Here is a 17,885-nt window from a genome sequence, read left to right on the forward strand (position 1 = left end):
GCTGGAATCGCACGGGGGCGACCGCAGGGTTCCTTTTTCTCCAGCATCTCGCTGAGTCCTCCTGCTCGATAGCGCCGTAACCACTTCTGAACGCTGACCCGGTTGCGTCCAAGCAATTGCGCTGCTTGCTGTATCGTTGCCGCTTGCCTACTTTTGAGCAGATACAGCAGTTGTATCCGTTCTTTGCCTGATGCAGTTTTCTGCTCTCTCAGTAACCCTTTGAGGTCTTCCTCACTCTCACTAATCTCTAGCTTGTATACCCCTGCCATCCTTCGTCTTTGAACCCATCAAAAGCTTTATACCATCTGTAGCCTTACTTTGAAGAATTGGTATAAGTACTGAGAGTTTAGAAATATTAGAAATAAGAGTTTGAACCTTGCAGCAATTTCCACTTGGATAAACCACAAATCCCTGCAGGGGCAGTTCGCGAACTGCCCCTACGCTATGGCTCACCTATCGGAGAATGGCTGTAAGTGTAGAGCTTAAGAACTTATCAATAAGAGCAGTAGCCAGCTATTCTGCTTCGCCACCTACCACAACATCACGAATTCGCAGGCTGGGACCACCACAGCCCACCGCAAGCCCGCTTTGTCCACCTTTGCCGCAGCCACCCGACTCATCCCAGTAAAAGTCGTCACCGATCGCCTCGATATCGCTCAGAGTGCTAAACACATTGCCAGAAAGCGTGACATCTCGAACGGGTTCGGCGATCGCCCCATTCCGAATCATCCAGGCTTCCCCGGCGGTGAAGGTAAACATCTCACCATTGGTCATACCGCCCAACCAGTTGCGGGCGTACACGCCTTCTTGAATGCCGTTAAATAGATCGGCGACGGGCGTATCACCTCGCTCAATCCAAGTATTCGTCATTCGCACAATGGGTGGATAGTGATAGCTCAAACAGCGTGCGTTACCTGTTGGAGCCTCATCCAGCTTGCCCGCTGTTTCTCGTGAGTGCAGCCGACCGACTAACACGCCATCCTCAATCAATTGAGTTGTGGTCGCTGGAACACCCTCATCATCATAAAAATAGCTGCCCCGATGACCACCTGGTGCTGCCCCATCAAAAATTTGTAGCCCTGCTGGACCAAACCGCCGTCCCAACGTCATTACTTCCAGCAGATCAGGATTTTCATAAGCCATATCGGCTTCTGACAAATGTCCAAAGGCTTCATGCACAAACAGCCCTGACAGAATCGGGTCAATTACCACGGTGTAAGTATTGCCTTTCACCGCAGGCAATACCAGCGCATCTACCGCCCGCTGTGCAGCACTTGTAACCTGCTCGTCCAGATTTTCCAAATCTTCGTAGGCTTTACGAGAGCCTGTGGTTTCACGCCCCGTTTGCACCGTTTCACCGTTCCGGGCAGTTGCAGCAAAGCGCATTTCTAAATCAACCCAAGATTGCTCGATCAGGGTACCTTCTGAGGTTGCTAAAATCACCCGCTGAGCGCTATCTCCATACCGTACTGAAGTGGTAGCGATGCGGCTGTCAAAGCTTCTGAGAATTTCAGCGTAGTGATTGCACAGTGCTTTCTTTTGAGCCAATGAAATGTGACGAGGATCGGTTCCCGTGAGCGGCAGTTGGCGAGTGTCTTGAATTGCTTCAATTGGCGCTAGCAGCGTTTCTTCATCTCCAACTAGACGGGCAGCGGCGATCGCCTCTTCAATGCGCTCTGCCAAAGTCGAAAGCTGATTGAAGCTAGCAAAACCCCAACCCCCTTTGAAGCAAGCTCGAACTTGCCCGCCCACCGAAATTCCTTCGCTCAACGTTTCTACCTTGTCGCCGCGTAGGAGAATATCTGTCCCTTCTGCCTCTTCTAACCGAACTGACAAGTAATCGACCTGAGAGCGATAGCGCCCAATCAGATCAGACAGCAGGTTTTGAGCATCAGTCAGCGCAGTAGACATAGGAGCCTTTAAATGAATTAAACGAGGAAGCTGACTTCTATTGTGCAACACCTTTCCTGTTTACGGCTCGATAAAGAGTGAGACTGAGAATCTGGATGAAGGGTGTTAGGGAAGATTTGATGAAGTCTGATTTGTAGCTCGGTTCCTCGTGGGCTTAGCATTCGGCAAATGTCAGCTGGATGCGTCGGAAGTTATTGCCCGAATGCTAAGCCCCTACAGAAGACATTTATTTTGTGGCGATCGCTAACTACACATTAAGATTTTGTCGGTTTAGCAGAATGTCCAGAATGTGGCGATTTTCTCGCTGTAGACCTCGTATCTTCGACTGCATTTCAGCGATGTCTCCTCGCTGCTCATTCATCATGCCAAGTAAATCTTGAATGCTATCTGTTAAGGCTTTTTGCATTTCACGCTGCTGTATGCCTAGCTGCTGAACGGCTAGCAGGGTCACTTCAGCTATTGTTTCTAAGCGAGTCACACGGTCAGGTAAGTTACTTTCTGTCATCGCTGTTTTCTATTCGATTAGAAGTAGGCGTGGTAGTAGAGCTAGAAATTCTCTGCTGCAAAAGTGCTATTTCTTGATGATACAAGCGAACTCCATCGGCTTTAACTGGGAATCACGATTGGAGATGTGAACTCCTGTTGAACAGGCGATCGCTCTAAAAACGAGATGCATCCCAAGACCCAAAAATCACAGTTTTTACAAAGGTAAGGATTATTGAGTTTCCAGGCGAAATTTCACGTTCCTACAGGTTGGATTGCTCTATCAATTAGCTTCCTTCTGACAAGATAGATCCCATAGAATGTCTTTAAGAAATATTAAGGCAATGCTCGTTAAAGCCGTAGTTTGAGCAATAGAGGAGAACTGGATGTCAGGTATCAGAGATCTGTTAGAGCCGATCGCCGCCTGGTTTCGCGACTTTGGAATGCCTGAGCCGATTGTGCATTGGGGGCATCCCTTAATGATGGGGATTGTTGTATTTGTAATGGGCAGCTTTGTCGGTTTGGCAGGTTGGCGTGGTAGGGCTGCCACCGATGAAGCCGTCGCTGTGAAGAGCCGTTCTGACCACCGTAAGCTAGCTCCGCTGATGTTTGCCTTCATTGCCGCAGGTTATACAGGTGGTGTTTTGTCCTTAGTGATGCAGAATCAACCAATCTTTGAAAGCCCACATTTTTGGACTGGTTCGGCCGCCGTACTGTTGTTGGGGTTGAATGGGGCGATCGCTGCCACTGGGTTTGCCAAGAAAACTTCCCTTCGCACCCTCCATGCCTACTTGGGCAGTGCGGCTCTCTGTGTGCTGTTTCTCCATGCCGTTTTTGGCTTAAAGTTGGGTTTGTCCATTTGAGCTAGATTCCCAAATGGTTTTGGGTTAACTAGCGGAAGAGTTGTGGGGGTCAGCATCTATGGCTGCTGTAAATGGTGCTGTTCTTAGTCTGGCGTACATTCTGGGATTGCTGTTAACTGCACTACCGGGTCAGTTTGGGGGAATTCCTTTAGGGGCGATCGCTCTTCTCTTAACGGGTGCGATCGCCTCATTCACATTGCCCCGCTTTTGGAAGACTGGCCCGCGATCGCGGCTCTGGCTAGCGGCGGGATTGGTTGGACTGCTGGCAACGTTTTACTTTCAGTTACGCTTGCCAGATGTGAAAGAGTCAGACATCAGCAACCAGATCAGCAACTTTGACCCTACGGCTCCTGCCCAACTTCTCACCGTTCAAGGAAAGATTGATACGCCACCTCAACTTACTCGCAAGCAAAAGGTACGGTTTTGGCTAAACGTCACTCAGGTGAGCGAAATTACCAGCGATGAGACCAGTGCAAACGCGGGAAAGCCCGTTACGGGAAAACTCTACGTTACTGTACCGCTGCTCCAAGGGACTGGGTTAACGACGGGGCAGGTAGTCGCTGTTACAGGCACTCCGTACAAACCCAAACCTGCTGAGAACCCTGGCGGCTTTAACTTTGAGCAATATTTGGCACGACAGGGCGGCTTTGCTGGACTGACTGGTACACAGATTGACTTTCCCGCAGGAGAGGGGCGATCGCCCTGGGGATGGTGGCTGATCCGCGAAAGAATTGTACAGTCACAGGTGCGATGGCTGGGTGTACCCGAAGGTCCACTGCTCAGCGCAATGGTAATGGGGCGCAATGGGGTAGATTTGCCCTACAGCGTTCAAGATCAGTTTTCTCGCGCGGGGCTAGCTCATGCGCTGGCGGCCTCTGGCTTTCAGGTGTCGCTGTTGGTCGGAGTGATGCTAACTCTGACGCAAAAGCTGCCTAACCGGGCGCGGCTGATCTTTGGACTCGGAGTTCTGATTCTCTATACCGGACTCACCGGAATGCAGCCTTCTGTCCTGCGAGCAGCTGTAATGGGAACGGCCGCCTTGATTGCTCTGACTACAGAGCGCAAGGTCAGACCGCTGAGTTCCATTTTGCTTGCCGCTGCCATTTTGCTGCTAGTAAACCCGCTGTGGATTTGGGATTTGGGTTTTCAGTTGAGTTTTTTGGCAACGCTAGGACTGATTGTTACCGTTCCACCGCTGACGCAAAGGCTGGATTGGTTGCCACCTGCGATCGCCACTCTGATTGTCGTTCCACTTGCTGCCTATCTTTGGACATTGCCCTTACAGCTTTATGCTTTTGGCGTAGTTTCCCCTTACAGCATTCTGCTGAACGTCCTGGCTACGCCGTTGATTACCTTGATTAGCATTGGCGGCATGATCAGTGCTGTAGCTGCTCTATTCTGGTCAACTGCCGGAAGCGCTTTGGGTGCAGTGCTTTACTACCCGCTGCATGCACTGGTTACTCTGGCAGAATTTTGCAATCAGCTCCCTGGAAACTCTTTTGCAACCGGGACGATTTCAGTCATTCAGGCGATCGCTCTTTACAGCCTGATCGTCGTAGTTTGGGCGTGGAGACGAGGACAAAAGTTTTGGTGGATCGCCTTTCTCCTTGGACTCAGCCTGGTCGCGATTCCCCTCTGGTTTCGCTATACCAATCTGTTTCAGGTCACTGTTTTGTCCACCTCTGGAACACCCGTCTTAGTAGTTCAAGAGCGGGGATCGGTCGGACTAATCAATAGTGGTGATGAGGAGAACGTCAACTTCACAGTCTTGCCTTTCCTGAGAAAACAGGGAGTTAATCAGATTAACTGGGCAATCTCAACTGATCCCAATCCCGGTGAAGCAGGGTGGGATCGGATTTTAGCTGATCTACCCATTCAAAACTTCTACCAAAGCCCGGAGACAACAGCTAGCGTGCCCTCTGCAACCGCAGACACAACGTTAGCAGGTCAAACTCCCCCCAGTCTTGTCACCTCGCAACCAAAATTGCCTCTACCCATTGATCAGGCTGTGTCACTGGGTTCCGTTTCTGCAATGCTGCTCAATGCCGACCCCGTTGCACTTCAGTTAAATATTGGGGAGCAGCAGTGGCTATTGCTGCAAAATCTAGAGCCATCTGCCGAACAGCAACGACTGCTAACTGAAAAGATTTTGACTCCAGCGCAAGTCTTGTGGTGGTCAGGTGAGTTTCTGCGCCCTGACCTTTTGTCTGCAATTGATAATCGGGTGGCGATCGCCTCTGCTTATTCCATCGACCCCGATACGGCACTGCGACTACGCGAACAGGCGATCGCCACCTATTGGACGGGGCATGATGGCGCGATCCAGTGGACACCTGAAAAGGGTTTTACCCCGTTTCTCAGTCCACTGGAGAACAGCCCTTCTGCCTTCTAAACGTCTCAGCCGCCAGCCACCGCTGGAACGATACTAACTTCATCCCCTTCGCTTAGGGAAGTTTGCTTGCCATCCAAAAAGCGAATGTCTTCGCTGTTGACGTAGAAATTAACAAAACGGCGCAGTTCACCCTGATCGTCACACAGTCGTGCTTTGATGCCAGGGAAATTTTGTTCTAAAGAATCGAGCAATTCCGTGATTGTGCCACCATCGCATTCAATCGCTGCCTGATCTTTAGTGAACTTCTGCAATGGAGTAGGGATGAGAACTTTGACAGCCATGATGAGATTTGGAGATTTGAATGATGAGTATTGAGTGATAGGGGCAAAGCATTAGGCGAAAATTTCCGCATTCAATTCAACAGCCTACCTGCTGAGTGCTTTGCCCTAATACGAAGTAGTTTCCTTGCTTGGAATTAGCTTAAACCAAGACCTGTTGCCATTCCAACCGACCTAGCGTGTGAGAACGCTCTAGAGCACGCTCAAAGCTGTCCAGCTTAGGTTCAATCGTGAGCGGTTCACCGATATAACCCTGTACTGCTTCCTGGGTTTTCAGTCCGTTGCCAGTGATGTAGGTAACGGTAGTTTCTTCAGGGTCAATTTTGCCTGCTTCGACCAGCTTCTTCAGTACAGCAATGGTGGTGCCGCCTGCGGTTTCGGTGAAGATACCTTCGGTTTCGGCTAGTAGCTTAATTCCCTCGATGATTTCAGCGTCGTTGACGGACTCAATGTTGCCGTTGGTTTTGCGAGCAATATCGACTGCGTAAACGCCATCAGCAGGGTTACCAATCGCAATCGACTTAGCGATCGTGTTGGGCTTCACGGGCGTGACAAAATCCCGACCTTCCCGGAATGCCTGAGCAATGGGGGAACAGCCTTCAGCTTGTGCACCACTAAAGCGAACGGCTTTTTCTTCTACCAGACCGACTTTGATGAATTCCTGGAAGCCTTTGTAGATCTTGCTAAACAGAGAACCGGAAGCAAGGGGCGCGACGATGTGGTCGGGCAACTGCCAGCCTAACTGCTCTGCAACTTCGTAACCCAAGGTCTTGGAACCTTCAGAGTAGTAGGGGCGCAAATTGATGTTGACAAAGCCCCAACCGTGAGAGTTAGCCACTTCACAGCACAGGCGATTGACCTGGTCGTAGTTGCCCTGAACCGCCATCACAGTGGGTCCGTAAATCAGGGTGCCGAGAATTTTACCGGCTTCCAGGTCAGCGGGAATGAAGACGCAGCAGTCTAGTCCTGCGTGGGCAGCGATCGCCGCTGTAGAATTTGCCAAGTTTCCAGTGCTGGCGCAGGACACCGTTGAGAAACCCAGTTCGCGGGCACGGGTCAGCGCTACTGAAACCACCCGATCCTTAAAGCTGAGGGTGGGCATGTTCACCGCATCGTTTTTGATGAACAGTTTCTTTAGACCGAGGCGACGGGCTAAGCGGTTTGCCTGCACCAAAGGAGTCATCCCGGTTCCCACATCAATGGGGGTGTCGGTTTCAACCGGGAGGAAGGGACGATAGCGCCAAATGGAGTTTGGCCCCGCCTGAATGGTTTCACGAGTAACAGTTTGGCTCAGTTTGCTGTAGTCATAGGTGACTTCGAGTGGGCCAAAACAGAACTCACAAACGTGAGTAGCCTTAAGTTCGTACTCTTCGCCGCATTCTTTACACTTCAGAGCGGTAAAGGTAGCGGCAGAAGATAGAGCAGTTTGGGTTTGAATTGCCTGGGTCATGAGTTAGCGTCCTCGACAGCAAGTTTTCGACATCGGTAGAAATCGGTCCTGGCGAGGGCTAGAGGCTTTCCTCACCTGATGTTGGTCTGATAGTAACATGGGCCACAAAACCCGTCAAACATACCCGACAAAAAAGGTCGGGTATAAGAAAACTCTTGATTTTTAAGGCTTTGAGCTTGTTCATTAAAAATTTGCTGTGTTTCCGAGGCGAAATCTTTTGCTCTGAATAAGTCAGCCAAGGAGTAGATCTTTAATTCTGCTCCTTGGCTGATGCCAATCTCTAATCCTCAATTTTTATGTCTCTCAATTCCAGTCTGTCCTGGGGGTTTCCCCAGACCCCGATTGGGGGACGAAGCGCGTCCCCCAAGCCCCCTCCGCAAGGAACTGTGGATGTGTGGCATAACGCGCTTCGCATCGGTGAGTAGCGAGGATGTTGCTTGGCTCGGATGCGGCAATTCGGGCAAAGATGGCACAATTTATCTGTAGGTTGTGTCAAATTATGAATTGGTGTGCCAGGAAATGAATTTTATGGTTGCGATCGCTTTTTTCGTCGCGGCGTTTGTCTTCGCTAGCTTTGTCGAATACTGGATGCATCGGATCATGCATCTTTCACCTCAAAAAATTGGGGCGCGTCACCTCGATCACCACAAGCGCAATGAGGGGCAGGGCGTGGCATGGGAATTTTTGGACTATATAAAGGGCAGTGCGATCGCTATGTTGCTGCTCTTCTTCTTCTCGTTTGAAGCGGGAATGGGCTGGCTTTTGGGCGCGTTGGCTTATGCGGCATTTTCTGCCTATGCTCACCAACTCCAGCACGAAAACCCTACAAAGTGCTTTTGGATGAAAATGCCCGTTCACTATGTCCACCACAAGTACGGCATGTGGCATCACAACTTTGGCTTAGCGGTCGATTGGTGGGATCATGTTTTCGGCACCTACAAACTGGTGGACTGGATGACTGAAGAGGAACTGAGTCGTCCAGAGCGAGGATATCTGCAACTGCGCTGGTGGTAGGTATTTGGGTAATGGGATGAAGGGAGCGATCGCACCCAAAAAGCCTAAAAAGCCAACTTCAGCCAAACACACGTAGGGACGCAGCATTCGGCAAATAAACCTTGGAATAAACCAAAAATCCTTGCCCGAATGCTACGCCCTTACAGGAAATACGCATCACCTTTCAGATACTTTCAAAGTTAGAGAGATTCTTGTAAAGCTGGCGATCGCTCTCCCGTTACTGCTTCAACAAAGTCAGTGTGAAAAATACGGGCACCTGTTTGCAAGTACTCCATTGCGGTGAGGGCAGCCCAGTGGGCATCCCAGTCGGAGCCAGAGCAGCAGTCTTCAATTACATGAAAGTGATAGTCACGCTGATGGGCATCTGCTGCGGTGTAATGCACACATACATTCGTCATGCCGCCCATTAAAACCACCGTATCGACCTTTAAGCCACGCAGCAAAATTTCTAGGTCAGTGCCAAAGAAGCAACTATAGCGACGTTTAGAGATGGCAAACTCACCGTCAATCGGTGCTAATTCCCAATAGTAATTGGTGCTTTCCCAGGTTTCCAGGCAGTGAACAGGTTCAGCACCATCTAATTCTCGTCCAAAGTCCACCATTTCTTTTCGATGCACTTCTTTAAAGTGAATGATTGGCAGTTTGGCTGCACGAGCCGCTGCTAGTACCTGTTTTGCATTGGGCAAAGTTTCTTTTGTGCTTGTATGGGGAAGTGTACCGTCGCCAAAAACAGATCCCCCCTGCATGTCTACCAGGATTAAGGCAGTGCTGTTCAAATTCAAGTTTAAAGTCATAAAGCGATCGCCCTCTAAAAATTCAACCTGTCAACCCACTTCTACAGACACAATGAATTGATCTCACAAGAAAAATCTCACTAAATTCTCAATGCCGAGTTGCATCCGCCCACGGAGTTAAAAGCTTTGAGAGCCACTTGAGCAGATAGTCTGTGATTAGACCAATCAAGCCAATAACGGCAATACAAAACAATACTTTCTCAGTTTGCAAAAACCGTTGTGCCTGCAGAATTTTGAAGCCTAAACCGTTCTGTGCCGCTACCAATTCTGCATATACTAAGAAGTTCCAGGCCCCAGAAATATTGACTCGTAACGTGTCTAAAACACTTGGGAAAGCGGCTGGAACAATCACTCTAAACAACACATCTAACCGATTTGCACCCAACGTGTAAGCTACATTAATCATCTCGTTGGGAATGAATTTGACTGCATCTGCAACCATGATGGCGTTGTAAAACACTACTCCCATAAAGATGATGACTGTTTTGGAGGTTTCGCCTAGGCCAAACCAGATAATCACTAATGGAACAAATGCTAAGACGGGCATGTAGCGGACAGTGCCAACAATGGGGGCAAACAAACTTTCCATGCTGTAGAAAGTACCCATTGCAATTCCAACCGGTACGCCAATCACAGCCGCTGCCAGAAAGCCTGCCGCAACCCGACCGCAGCTTGCCAAAACATCAACAGTGAGTTCGTCCTGGAACAATGCAATCCCAGATTGAATGACCGCCGTAGGCGTTGGCAAAAAGATCGGAGTGACCCATCCCGCATAGCTAATTACCGTCCAAGCAGTCAGTGGGATTGCTAAAGCAATAGCGGAAAGTAAGATTGCTAACCAACGCGGAAAACCCTGGCGAATGCTCCAAAACACAGACGGTTTAAGATACCGTCTAGGTGCAGCAGAGGGTTGAATGTTGGGGGTACTAAGACTAGATTGCGCCACCGGCTGTGTTTCCTCCATCGAGAACTAAACAACTGCCCATTGCGTACTCGGCATGGGCTAAAAAGTAAGCGGCTTCTGCGACTTCGAGCGCGGTTGCCATACGGGGAATCGGTAGCACCTGTTGCCAGTGTGCAACTTCTTCTGCGGGAAGGTCTGCTGTTAAGGGCGTATCGACTGGTCCAGGGCAGAGGGCATTAATCCGCACACCCTGACGGGCATGATCCATTGCCATTGATTTGGTCAATAGAATGACTCCGCCTTTAGAGGCGCTGTAGGCTGCTAGTCCACGGCAGCCCAAAATTCCGGCATCAGAAGCAACATTTACGATTGAACCTGTGCTGCGATCGCTCATGTGCTGCAATACCTGTCGATTTACGAGGAAGGTTCCTTTCAGATTGGTGTTGATCACCTGATCCCAGGTTTCTTCGTCGGTTTCTAGAATCGTACCAGCGGGGGCGATGCCAGCAGCGTGTATCAGGACATCAATTTGTCCCCATTCTGCTAGAACGGTTTCTACCATTTGTTTCACATCCTGGGAAACGGCGACATCAGCCGCGATCGCCTTCGCCATTCCCCCATCTAGCTCAATCTCTTGCTGCACTTTTTCCGACAAATCAATTCGACGAGCGGCGATCGCCACTGCATATCCTTTTTGAGCAAACAACAGTGCTGTTGCTTTGCCGATTCCCGAATTTCCGCCTGTAATGAGTGCAACTTTCGCCATGATTGGAAGCTATGAATTCCTGGGACTTCTGCCAAACAGCGTTACACCGATTGCTGCGGTTGTAACCATTGCGATCGCCACCAAACTCCGAAGCTCCAACTGTTCCCCCAAAAACAACAGTCCGACCAACGCAGCGATGGCAGGTTCTATGCTGATCAAAACGCCGTAGACTCTTGGCGGTAAGCATTTGAGCGCTTTGTATTCTAAAGAATAGGGCAATATAACACCGAGAATAGCAATGCCAAGACCCAACAGGAGAATGCTAGGTTTCAGCAGAGCGCTACCGCCAGCATGAATGCCGAGGGGCAACATGAGTAGAGTGGCGATCGCCATTGCCAGCGATAGCCCTGACCCACCCGAGAAAGCGCGTCCAACTGGGGCAGAGAGCAGAATAAAACCAGCCCAAGAACTGGCTGAGAGTAAGCCAAAAGTAACGCCCAACGGGTCGAGAGAAGCACCACTGATCGGCGTGAGCAACAGTACTCCCGCTGCTGCTAGAATCACCCACACTAGATCGAGCAAGCGGCGTGAACCCAGGACAGCCACACTCAGCGGACCTACAAAATCCAAAGCTGAGGCAATGCCTAGAGGAATGCGGGCGATCGCTCCATAAAATGCCAAACTGAGTCCAGCGATCGCCACTCCCAACCCTGCAACTAAAACATAATCTCCCCATCCTCGATTTTGCAGCCGAGGTCGCCAGATGAGCAGCATTAATATGGCTGCGATCGCCTTACAGATAAATGCCGCTCCAATCGGACTGAGTACATCAAAAAGCTGCTTAGAGGTCGCCGTTCCTGCTTGTGCTGCAAAACTGGTGAGTAAGACCAAACTGCTAGGTGGAATTGAACTAAACCACGTCTGTAACTGTCCGTTTTTCTGCGCGATGAATGCAGTGAAGGACGACAAATGGGGATTGGGAACTGCTTCACGGGGTTGAGGATAGATAGCAGACTGCATTCAATTTTTCCTCTAGAAAAATTTCAGGTAACGCTGAATTTCCCAATCAGAAACGTGACTGTGGTATTCCTCCCATTCCTGAGTTTTGAAGTCAACATAGGTTTGATACATTAGATCACCCATTACCGATTTGCTGAGCGGATCGGCGGCAAAGGCGGCGATCGCCCCTCCCAAGGTGCGTGGCAAAAACTTAATTCCCTTCTCCTCCAATTCTTTGAGCGAATATTCGTACATGTTTTCGGTATGCGGTTCACCCGGATCAAGACCCTCCCGAATTCCCTCCAGTCCTGCCGCCAGAATCATTGCCGCGCCTAAATATAGGTTGCTAGAAATGTCAGATGCCCGACATTCCACCCGCCCGCCACCCAGCGGAATCCGCAACATGTTAGTGCGATTATTATTGCCATAGCAAATGTACACAGGTGCCCAGGTAAAGCCTGACATACTGCCCTTTGGCACCAAGCGCTTATAGCTATTAACGGTGGGCGCAATCACTGCACAGATTGCCTGAGCATGTCTGAGAACGCCTGAAATGAACTGATAGCCTAGCTTTGACAAGCCACAGCGACGCGGATCATCAACATCAACAAACAAGTTTTCACCCGTTTTAATATCTGCCAGCGACATGTTGTAGTGTGCGCCGCTACCTGTGCGATCGGCAAAGGGTTTGGGCATGAAGGTAGCGAAATAACCGTGTTTTTTGGCAATTTCTTTCACCATAAGTTTGAAGAAGGTGAGGCGATCGGACATTTTGAGCGCATCACAGTAAGTAAAATCCGTCTCAAACTGCCCGTTGCCATCCTCATGGTCGAAGGAGTAAACATCCCAACCAAGCTGATTCATTGCTTCGACAATCTCTTGCACCCAGGTAAAGTTATCGAGCAGTCCGGGTAGGTCGTAGCAGGGTTTTGCTAGCGTGTCGCGATCGCTGACAGGTGCCCCCCGTCCATCTGCCGTTTCCTTCAGGATAAAAAACTCAGTTTCAATCCCCATATTGAAGGTGAAACCCATTTCAGCCGCTTCTGCCAACACCTTCTTGAGAATGCTTCGACAGCAGGCATCAAAGGGTTTTCCTTGCAGATATAAATCACTAGCAAACCAAGCAATCTCAGAATTCCAGGGCAAAATAGTTGCCGAATCGGGATCAGGACGAGCAGAAACTTCCTCATCACTCACAGCCTGCGGCACACCATCCAAAGCCGCTCCAGTAAACAGCTCTGAGCCTGCCATCATTTGCCCAAAGTGAGACAAGGGAACTGCCTTTGCCTTACACATTCCGTGAATATCGACAAAACTAGCAAGGGCATATTTAACCCCTTTATCTTGCAGCGAGGTTTTGAGGGATTGCAGCTCAGGCGTAAGAGTTTCAGCCATTTTAAGAAAGGGTATGAGTTAAAAATGTAGGTTGGGTGGAGCATCGCGAAACCCAACATTCGATAATATTTTGGTTGTTGGGTTACGCTTTGCTTCACCCAACCTACGGTGTTTCTGGCTTTCAAGTTAAGGAGTTATGGAACCGTAGGAGGTGGCATTTCTTCTAGGGGATTTCCTTCGGCGATCGCCCTCTTCAACTGCTCACTCAACTCACTCACTGCTACCTCCAAAATTTGTTTGCCAAACGCTTCATCTGCCTTACTGGGCGAACCGACTGCGCCATGAACACTCTCTTTGTTCACCGTGTAGGCAAAAAAACAACCGACGGAGCGATCGGGTTCATCTACGGCTTTCTCAAGCTGCACCAGATCTGGACGTAGCGCTAACATCACCGATGTTTCAGCACAGTTGGCGTGAAAATTAGCTGCATCATGGTGATAAAACTCATGGATCTTGGGCGAAATTTCCCAAATTGAGCGCAGCGCAATTCTTAAATCTGGATATTGGTGACGCACATTTTCTAAACCACAGCGCAAGGGTGCCCAGTTTGTGACATGTCCATTGAGCAGCAAAATGCGACTAAAACCTGCACTACAGACCCATTCTGCAATTTCTAGCACCAGTGTTGCTAGCGTTTCGGGACGCAGCGAAATCGTGCCTGCCCACTTTTTAGAATGTCCTAGAGAACAGCCATAGGGCAAAGTCGGCAAAACAGGAATTCCCGTTTGGGCAGAAACGCCATGAGCCACTGCAGTCGCTGAGAAAGTATCAACTCCAACGGGTAGATGCAGGGCATGTTGCTCAGTTGCGCCAACAGGAAGAATTACCAAATTCATGCCGCGATCGCGCAAGTGAGTAATTTCCTCCCAGGTGAGTTCTTCCCAGAGGATAGGAGATTGAGAAGGGAGGGAAGCAGGCAGAGGCATGGAGGGAAGAGTGTAGTGGTATGAGAAAAAGATGGTTTCTATTTGGCGGGAGTGGCGATCGCCCTCATGATCAACTCTTGAAACAGGTGGGTACCCATTTCACGCGTTGGGGATAAGCGCCCTTGACGATACCCCAAGGACTGAGTTCGCTTTTGAACTTCAGGCAAGAGCTGTAAATCTTCTTGCTGAATGCCGTCATAAAACTCGATCAGCGGCTCCAGATTTGCTGGTGACTTAGCAGCATCCGTATTCGGCACCAGCCAATCCCACCGAACTCTGGTACGGCATGGACCTTGCGGATCAATCAGGTAAATGATGGCGCAGTTGGGTGCCACAATCCAGGCAAAGTTCGGGAAAAAACTCATTGTCGAAATACCTGCCATCTCGTACTCATTCAGCCCATCCATGTAAAGGGCTGGGTCTTTCTCAGACGGCAACTCGTCTCGACCTACAAAAGGGGTGTATTGCAGGTAATAGTGATATTTCGCCTCAGCCTTTATGTGCTGATAATACTTTGCCAGAATCGGGTGAACCGTTGGCTCGTGATAGTTTTCTACATTATTTTCGACGTATAGTTTCCAGTTACTATCTGTCCAATAGTCGATATAGTGAGCCCTTGCCCAGGTTTCCAGCTTGTATCGCTTAAACATCTCCGGCAATTCGCCTAACTGAACTGCCAAAGCATCTGATTTAGGGTCCAGGTTAACAAAGATGAATGGGCCCCAGGTATCCACCTTCACCGCTGTCAAGCCGTAAGCCACCAGGTCAAAATTCTCTGCCTCCTCCATATCAGGAATGCCGCGCAGGTTGCCCTCCAGGTCAAAGCTCCAGGCATGGTAAAGACAGGTAAGACGGTTACACTTGCCGCTGTCTACTGCCACTGGTCCAGCCCGATGGGTACAAATGTTGAAAAAGGCGCGTAACTCACCTGCCTTGTTCCGTAGAATGACTAGAGGCTGCTCAGCAATCTCAACAGTGAAGTAAGAGTTTGGACCATCGAGTTGACTAACATGCCCAACGTAATACCAATATTTGCCAAAGATGCGCTCTTGTTCCAGACGATAGATCTCTGGTGAACTGTACATCTCAGCCGGAAGCGTAACCGCTTCACTGGAGAGCGATCGCGGCTGCCACGACTGCAACCAGGCAGGCTGCTTCGACTTCTGATCTAGTTCTGTCCCAATCAGGTTAACCACGGCTGAAGTACTGTTTGGAATTGAGGAGTGTGGAAGGCTTTATTCCAGACAGTCTATAGATTCCCGGTTGACTTTTTGTATCCAGAGATACGGAGAATAGTTGTGAACAATTGATTTCCAATCTCTTGATTTTACCGCTCATAGCTATCTTGACTGACGGGACTGTTTTGATTGATAGCGATGAACTGTATCTCAGTTAACTTTTCATCTCGCAATCATCGGTTTAACTGAGAAAACCTATATCAAAGTGATGCCCACCCCTACTCAGGAATTTTGATCATGCTGAACACCCGCCCATCCAGCGATGTGCGAGGACAAGAAGCCGGACTCGATGTGAGCCCCTCCTCCACCGCACAGCCCAAGATGGAAGTTCGCGGTCTGTTCAAGACCTTCCAGGTTCAGGGCAAACCGCTGATGGTGCTGCAAAATATCAACTTTCAGCTTCATGCGAGAGAGTTTGTCTGCTTGGTTGGGGCATCCGGTTGCGGCAAATCGACGCTGCTCAACATTGTTGCTGGACTGGATTCGCCAACCGCAGGGCAAGTTTTAGTTGATGGAGAAATGGTCGCTGGTCCTGGCTCTGACCGGGGCATGGTATTTCAGGGCTATACCCTTTATCCCTGGCTGACAGTCAGTGGAAATATTGCCTTTGGGCTAAAGCTGCGCCGCCTATCACGGGCACAACAGCAAGAGCGGGTGAATTATTATCTGGACGTAGTGGGGCTAACTCAGTTTGCCAAAGCTTATCCTAAGCAGCTCTCTGGCGGCATGAAACAGCGAGTGGCGATCGCCCGTGCCCTTGCCAACGAACCCGAAGTCTTGCTGATGGACGAACCCTTTGGCGCGCTCGATGCCCAAACCAAGGAGCAAATGCAGCAATTTTTGCTCAGACTATGGGATCAAACCCATACTACTATCCTGATGATTACCCACGATGTTGAAGAAGCAATCTTCCTGTCGCAGCGAGTATATGTCATGAGCCGCTGTCCAGGACAACTGAAGCTCGAAGTACCTATTACCCTACCTGCTCAACGCGACCTGGAAATAAAACTCACTCCCGAATTTGTAGACATCAAGCGGCAGGTTCTACACGCTCTACGAGACCAAGATTGAGCTAACATTGTTGCCGCGCAATTGTTGCCGCGTAGGGCTAGCTGCCAGCACTCTTCACTCCCTCGCAAATTTTCTTCAGTACGCTGCTGTTCTAAAATTCGCAGGTCGAGTTCCTGAATCAACTTGATTTGCCGAGCTCGTTATGTGTCAACCCGAGCAAAATGTAGGTTCAGGGTTAAAGTCCAAGCGATGAGCAGCCCTCAACCAGCACGAGTAAGCGGTAGCAACAATCCCTTGCGCTTTCTAGGAGAAGGACTGGGAATAAGGGAATTAAGGCGATCGCTAATTTCCGTTTCACAAGAATGGAATCTTGTTTATTCAGCAAATTTAGGAATCTTTGCGGTTTCTAGCAGGTACAAATGACTTTGTCCTGCAGGATTCCATTGACACGGGGTGACAGGACGCGATAATCATGATTCAACCGTTACATCCTTTTTTGACAATGCAACATTTTCTAAACTTTCGGTTTTATCAGCAGCAAGGGGGACGGACATGGATGTCAGCTTAATCGTATCCAACATCCTGAACCCACCCATTCTGTTCTTTTTCTTGGGCATAACTGCTGTTCTAGTCAAATCTGACTTGGAAATTCCTGCTCCTATTCCAAAACTCTTTTCGCTCTACCTGCTATTTGCGATCGGCTTTAAGGGAGGGGTAGAGCTAGTTAAAAGTGGCATTACTCAGGAAGTCATGTTGACGCTTCTTGCGGCAATGCTGATGGCATGTATTGTGCCGTTTTATACCTTTTTTATTCTAAGGATAAAGCTGGATGCCTATGACTCAGCTGCGATCGCGGCCACCTACGGCTCGATTAGCGCTGTCACCTTTATTACTGCAAGTACTTTTTTGACTGGACTTGGCATCGATTTTGATGGCTATATGGTTGCGGCTCTTGCCCTAATGGAGTCCCCAGCAATTATTGTAGGTCTGATTTTAGTCAACTTATTTACCGTGGATGAGACACGAGAATTTGCCTGGTCGGAAGTGCTGAAAGAAGCATTTCTTAACAGTTCAGTTTTCTTGCTGGTAGGTAGCTTACTGATCGGCGTATTGACGGGAGAGCGGGGTTGGCACGCCCTAGAACCCTTTACTCAGGGAATGTTTTACGGCGTTTTGACCTTCTTCTTGCTAGACATGGGACTCGTTGCTGCTAGAAGACTTAAAGACTTACAAAAAACTGGCCTTTTTCTAATCTCGTTTGCCATACTGATTCCTATACTCAATGCAGGCATTGGGCTGCTTATTGCCAGATTCATTAACATGCCTCAAGGAGATGCACTTTTGTTCTCCGTTTTGTGTGCAAGTGCTTCTTATATTGCTGTCCCAGCAGCGATGCGAATAACGGTGCCCGAAGCAAACCCCAGCCTGTATGTTTCGACTGCTCTAGCGGTGACATTCCCATTCAACATCATTGTAGGAATTCCACTCTATCTGTACGGAATTGACCTGTTGTGGAGATAA

General features: G+C 49.4%; 17 protein-coding genes. 5 read left to right on the forward strand and 12 right to left on the reverse strand.

The annotated features are described in order from the left end of the window. From H6G00_RS29025 to H6G00_RS29035, 3 genes are all read right to left on the reverse strand, one after another. Nucleotides 1-269, reverse strand: a 269-nt coding sequence (locus tag H6G00_RS29025; protein ID WP_190796376.1) for a helix-turn-helix domain-containing protein, incomplete at its 3' end; no start/stop codon positions are given. A 244-nt stretch (nucleotides 270-513) separates the two neighbouring features. After that, nucleotides 514-1,911, reverse strand: coding sequence for a TldD/PmbA family protein (locus H6G00_RS29030; protein WP_190686256.1), 1,398 nt, complete (start codon nucleotides 1,909-1,911; stop codon nucleotides 514-516). Nucleotides 1,912-2,158: 247 nt separating this feature from the next. Continuing rightward, nucleotides 2,159-2,416 carry a hypothetical protein gene (locus H6G00_RS29035; RefSeq protein WP_190799383.1) on the reverse strand — a complete coding sequence of 86 codons (258 nt, stop codon included), beginning with the start codon at nucleotides 2,414-2,416 and terminating at the stop codon, nucleotides 2,159-2,161. A 364-nt stretch (nucleotides 2,417-2,780) separates the two neighbouring features. Between H6G00_RS29035 and H6G00_RS29040 the strand changes: the two genes are divergently transcribed. Together H6G00_RS29040 and H6G00_RS29045 are read left to right on the forward strand one after the other, a co-directional pair. After that, a complete protein-coding gene (locus tag H6G00_RS29040) occupies nucleotides 2,781-3,257 on the forward strand; it encodes a DUF4079 domain-containing protein (RefSeq protein ID WP_190799384.1) in 477 nt (158 codons plus the stop codon). 58 nt (nucleotides 3,258-3,315) lie between these two features. Next, the gene (locus H6G00_RS29045; RefSeq protein WP_190799385.1) at nucleotides 3,316-5,649 is read left to right on the forward strand and encodes a ComEC/Rec2 family competence protein; all 2,334 of its coding nucleotides are present in this window, start codon (nucleotides 3,316-3,318) and stop codon (nucleotides 5,647-5,649) included. A 5-nt stretch (nucleotides 5,650-5,654) separates the two neighbouring features. On the opposite strand, the gene H6G00_RS29050 is transcribed toward H6G00_RS29045, so the two are convergent. Next, on the reverse strand, nucleotides 5,655-5,930 hold the full coding sequence (locus tag H6G00_RS29050; RefSeq protein ID WP_190643681.1) for a MoaD/ThiS family protein: 276 nt from the start codon (nucleotides 5,928-5,930) through the stop codon (nucleotides 5,655-5,657). A gap of 139 nt (nucleotides 5,931-6,069) precedes the next feature. Continuing rightward, nucleotides 6,070-7,377 (reverse strand): threonine synthase, encoded by a 1,308-nt coding sequence (gene thrC / locus H6G00_RS29055; protein ID WP_190643680.1) that lies wholly within the window; start codon nucleotides 7,375-7,377, stop codon nucleotides 6,070-6,072. Between the two features lie 528 nt (nucleotides 7,378-7,905). On the opposite strand from thrC, the gene H6G00_RS29060 reads away from it, so the two are divergent. Further along, nucleotides 7,906-8,391, forward strand: a complete 486-nt coding sequence (locus H6G00_RS29060) for a sterol desaturase family protein (RefSeq protein WP_190643717.1) — start codon at nucleotides 7,906-7,908, stop codon at nucleotides 8,389-8,391. A gap of 179 nt (nucleotides 8,392-8,570) precedes the next feature. Here H6G00_RS29060 and H6G00_RS29065 read toward each other — a convergent pair whose 3' ends face one another. The 7 genes from H6G00_RS29065 to H6G00_RS29095 form a co-directional block, all read right to left on the reverse strand. Next, nucleotides 8,571-9,185 carry an isochorismatase family cysteine hydrolase gene (locus tag H6G00_RS29065; protein WP_190799386.1) on the reverse strand — a complete coding sequence of 205 codons (615 nt, stop codon included), beginning with the start codon at nucleotides 9,183-9,185 and terminating at the stop codon, nucleotides 8,571-8,573. Between the two features lie 88 nt (nucleotides 9,186-9,273). After that, nucleotides 9,274-10,131, reverse strand: a complete 858-nt coding sequence (locus H6G00_RS36335) for an ABC transporter permease (RefSeq protein ID WP_347277351.1) — start codon at nucleotides 10,129-10,131, stop codon at nucleotides 9,274-9,276. Next, nucleotides 10,118-10,855 carry an SDR family oxidoreductase gene (locus H6G00_RS29075; protein WP_190799387.1) on the reverse strand — a complete coding sequence of 246 codons (738 nt, stop codon included), beginning with the start codon at nucleotides 10,853-10,855 and terminating at the stop codon, nucleotides 10,118-10,120. Before H6G00_RS29075 ends, H6G00_RS36335 begins: the two co-directional genes overlap by 14 nt. 9 nt (nucleotides 10,856-10,864) lie before the next feature. Further along, complete coding sequence (locus tag H6G00_RS29080) at nucleotides 10,865-11,815, reverse strand: EamA family transporter (RefSeq protein ID WP_190799388.1); 951 nt, start codon at nucleotides 11,813-11,815, stop codon at nucleotides 10,865-10,867. A 12-nt stretch (nucleotides 11,816-11,827) separates the two neighbouring features. Further along, nucleotides 11,828-13,189, reverse strand: coding sequence for a type III glutamate--ammonia ligase (gene glnT, locus H6G00_RS29085; RefSeq protein ID WP_190799389.1), 1,362 nt, complete (start codon nucleotides 13,187-13,189; stop codon nucleotides 11,828-11,830). Nucleotides 13,190-13,323: 134 nt separating this feature from the next. Continuing rightward, the gene (locus H6G00_RS29090; RefSeq protein WP_190799390.1) at nucleotides 13,324-14,115 is read right to left on the reverse strand and encodes a creatininase family protein; all 792 of its coding nucleotides are present in this window, start codon (nucleotides 14,113-14,115) and stop codon (nucleotides 13,324-13,326) included. 38 nt (nucleotides 14,116-14,153) lie between these two features. Next, nucleotides 14,154-15,311 (reverse strand): aromatic ring-hydroxylating dioxygenase subunit alpha, encoded by a 1,158-nt coding sequence (locus H6G00_RS29095; protein ID WP_190799391.1) that lies wholly within the window; start codon nucleotides 15,309-15,311, stop codon nucleotides 14,154-14,156. A gap of 279 nt (nucleotides 15,312-15,590) precedes the next feature. Between H6G00_RS29095 and H6G00_RS29100 the strand changes: the two genes are divergently transcribed. After that, nucleotides 15,591-16,424 carry an ABC transporter ATP-binding protein gene (locus tag H6G00_RS29100; protein ID WP_190643672.1) on the forward strand — a complete coding sequence of 278 codons (834 nt, stop codon included), beginning with the start codon at nucleotides 15,591-15,593 and terminating at the stop codon, nucleotides 16,422-16,424. Nucleotides 16,425-16,916: 492 nt separating this feature from the next. Further along, nucleotides 16,917-17,885 (forward strand): sodium-dependent bicarbonate transport family permease, encoded by a 969-nt coding sequence (locus H6G00_RS29105; protein ID WP_190643671.1) that lies wholly within the window; start codon nucleotides 16,917-16,919, stop codon nucleotides 17,883-17,885.

This window comes from Leptolyngbya sp. FACHB-541 (assembly GCF_014695875.1).
Taxonomy (GTDB): Bacteria; Cyanobacteriota; Cyanobacteriia; order Elainellales; family Elainellaceae; genus JAAUTN01.

Bases quoted from the DNA above. Each gene is read 5' to 3' on its own strand.
- glnT (WP_190799389.1), bottom strand. From the start codon at position 13,189: ATGGCTGAAACTCTTACGCCTGAGCTGCAATCCCTCAAAACCTCGCTG.
- H6G00_RS29060 (WP_190643717.1), top strand. From the start codon at position 7,906: ATGGTTGCGATCGCTTTTTTCGTCGCGGCGTTTGTCTTCGCTAGCTTT.
- H6G00_RS29040 (WP_190799384.1), top strand. From the start codon at position 2,781: ATGTCAGGTATCAGAGATCTGTTAGAGCCGATCGCCGCCTGGTTTCGC.
- H6G00_RS29075 (WP_190799387.1), bottom strand. From the start codon at position 10,855: ATGGCGAAAGTTGCACTCATTACAGGCGGAAATTCGGGAATCGGCAAA.
- H6G00_RS29105 (WP_190643671.1), top strand. From the start codon at position 16,917: ATGGATGTCAGCTTAATCGTATCCAACATCCTGAACCCACCCATTCTG.
- H6G00_RS29030 (WP_190686256.1), bottom strand. From the start codon at position 1,911: ATGTCTACTGCGCTGACTGATGCTCAAAACCTGCTGTCTGATCTGATT.
- H6G00_RS29050 (WP_190643681.1), bottom strand. From the start codon at position 5,930: ATGGCTGTCAAAGTTCTCATCCCTACTCCATTGCAGAAGTTCACTAAA.
- H6G00_RS29035 (WP_190799383.1), bottom strand. From the start codon at position 2,416: ATGACAGAAAGTAACTTACCTGACCGTGTGACTCGCTTAGAAACAATA.
- H6G00_RS29045 (WP_190799385.1), top strand. From the start codon at position 3,316: ATGGCTGCTGTAAATGGTGCTGTTCTTAGTCTGGCGTACATTCTGGGA.
- H6G00_RS29100 (WP_190643672.1), top strand. From the start codon at position 15,591: ATGCTGAACACCCGCCCATCCAGCGATGTGCGAGGACAAGAAGCCGGA.
- thrC (WP_190643680.1), bottom strand. From the start codon at position 7,377: ATGACCCAGGCAATTCAAACCCAAACTGCTCTATCTTCTGCCGCTACC.
- H6G00_RS29080 (WP_190799388.1), bottom strand. From the start codon at position 11,815: ATGCAGTCTGCTATCTATCCTCAACCCCGTGAAGCAGTTCCCAATCCC.
- H6G00_RS29065 (WP_190799386.1), bottom strand. From the start codon at position 9,185: ATGACTTTAAACTTGAATTTGAACAGCACTGCCTTAATCCTGGTAGAC.
- H6G00_RS29090 (WP_190799390.1), bottom strand. From the start codon at position 14,115: ATGCCTCTGCCTGCTTCCCTCCCTTCTCAATCTCCTATCCTCTGGGAA.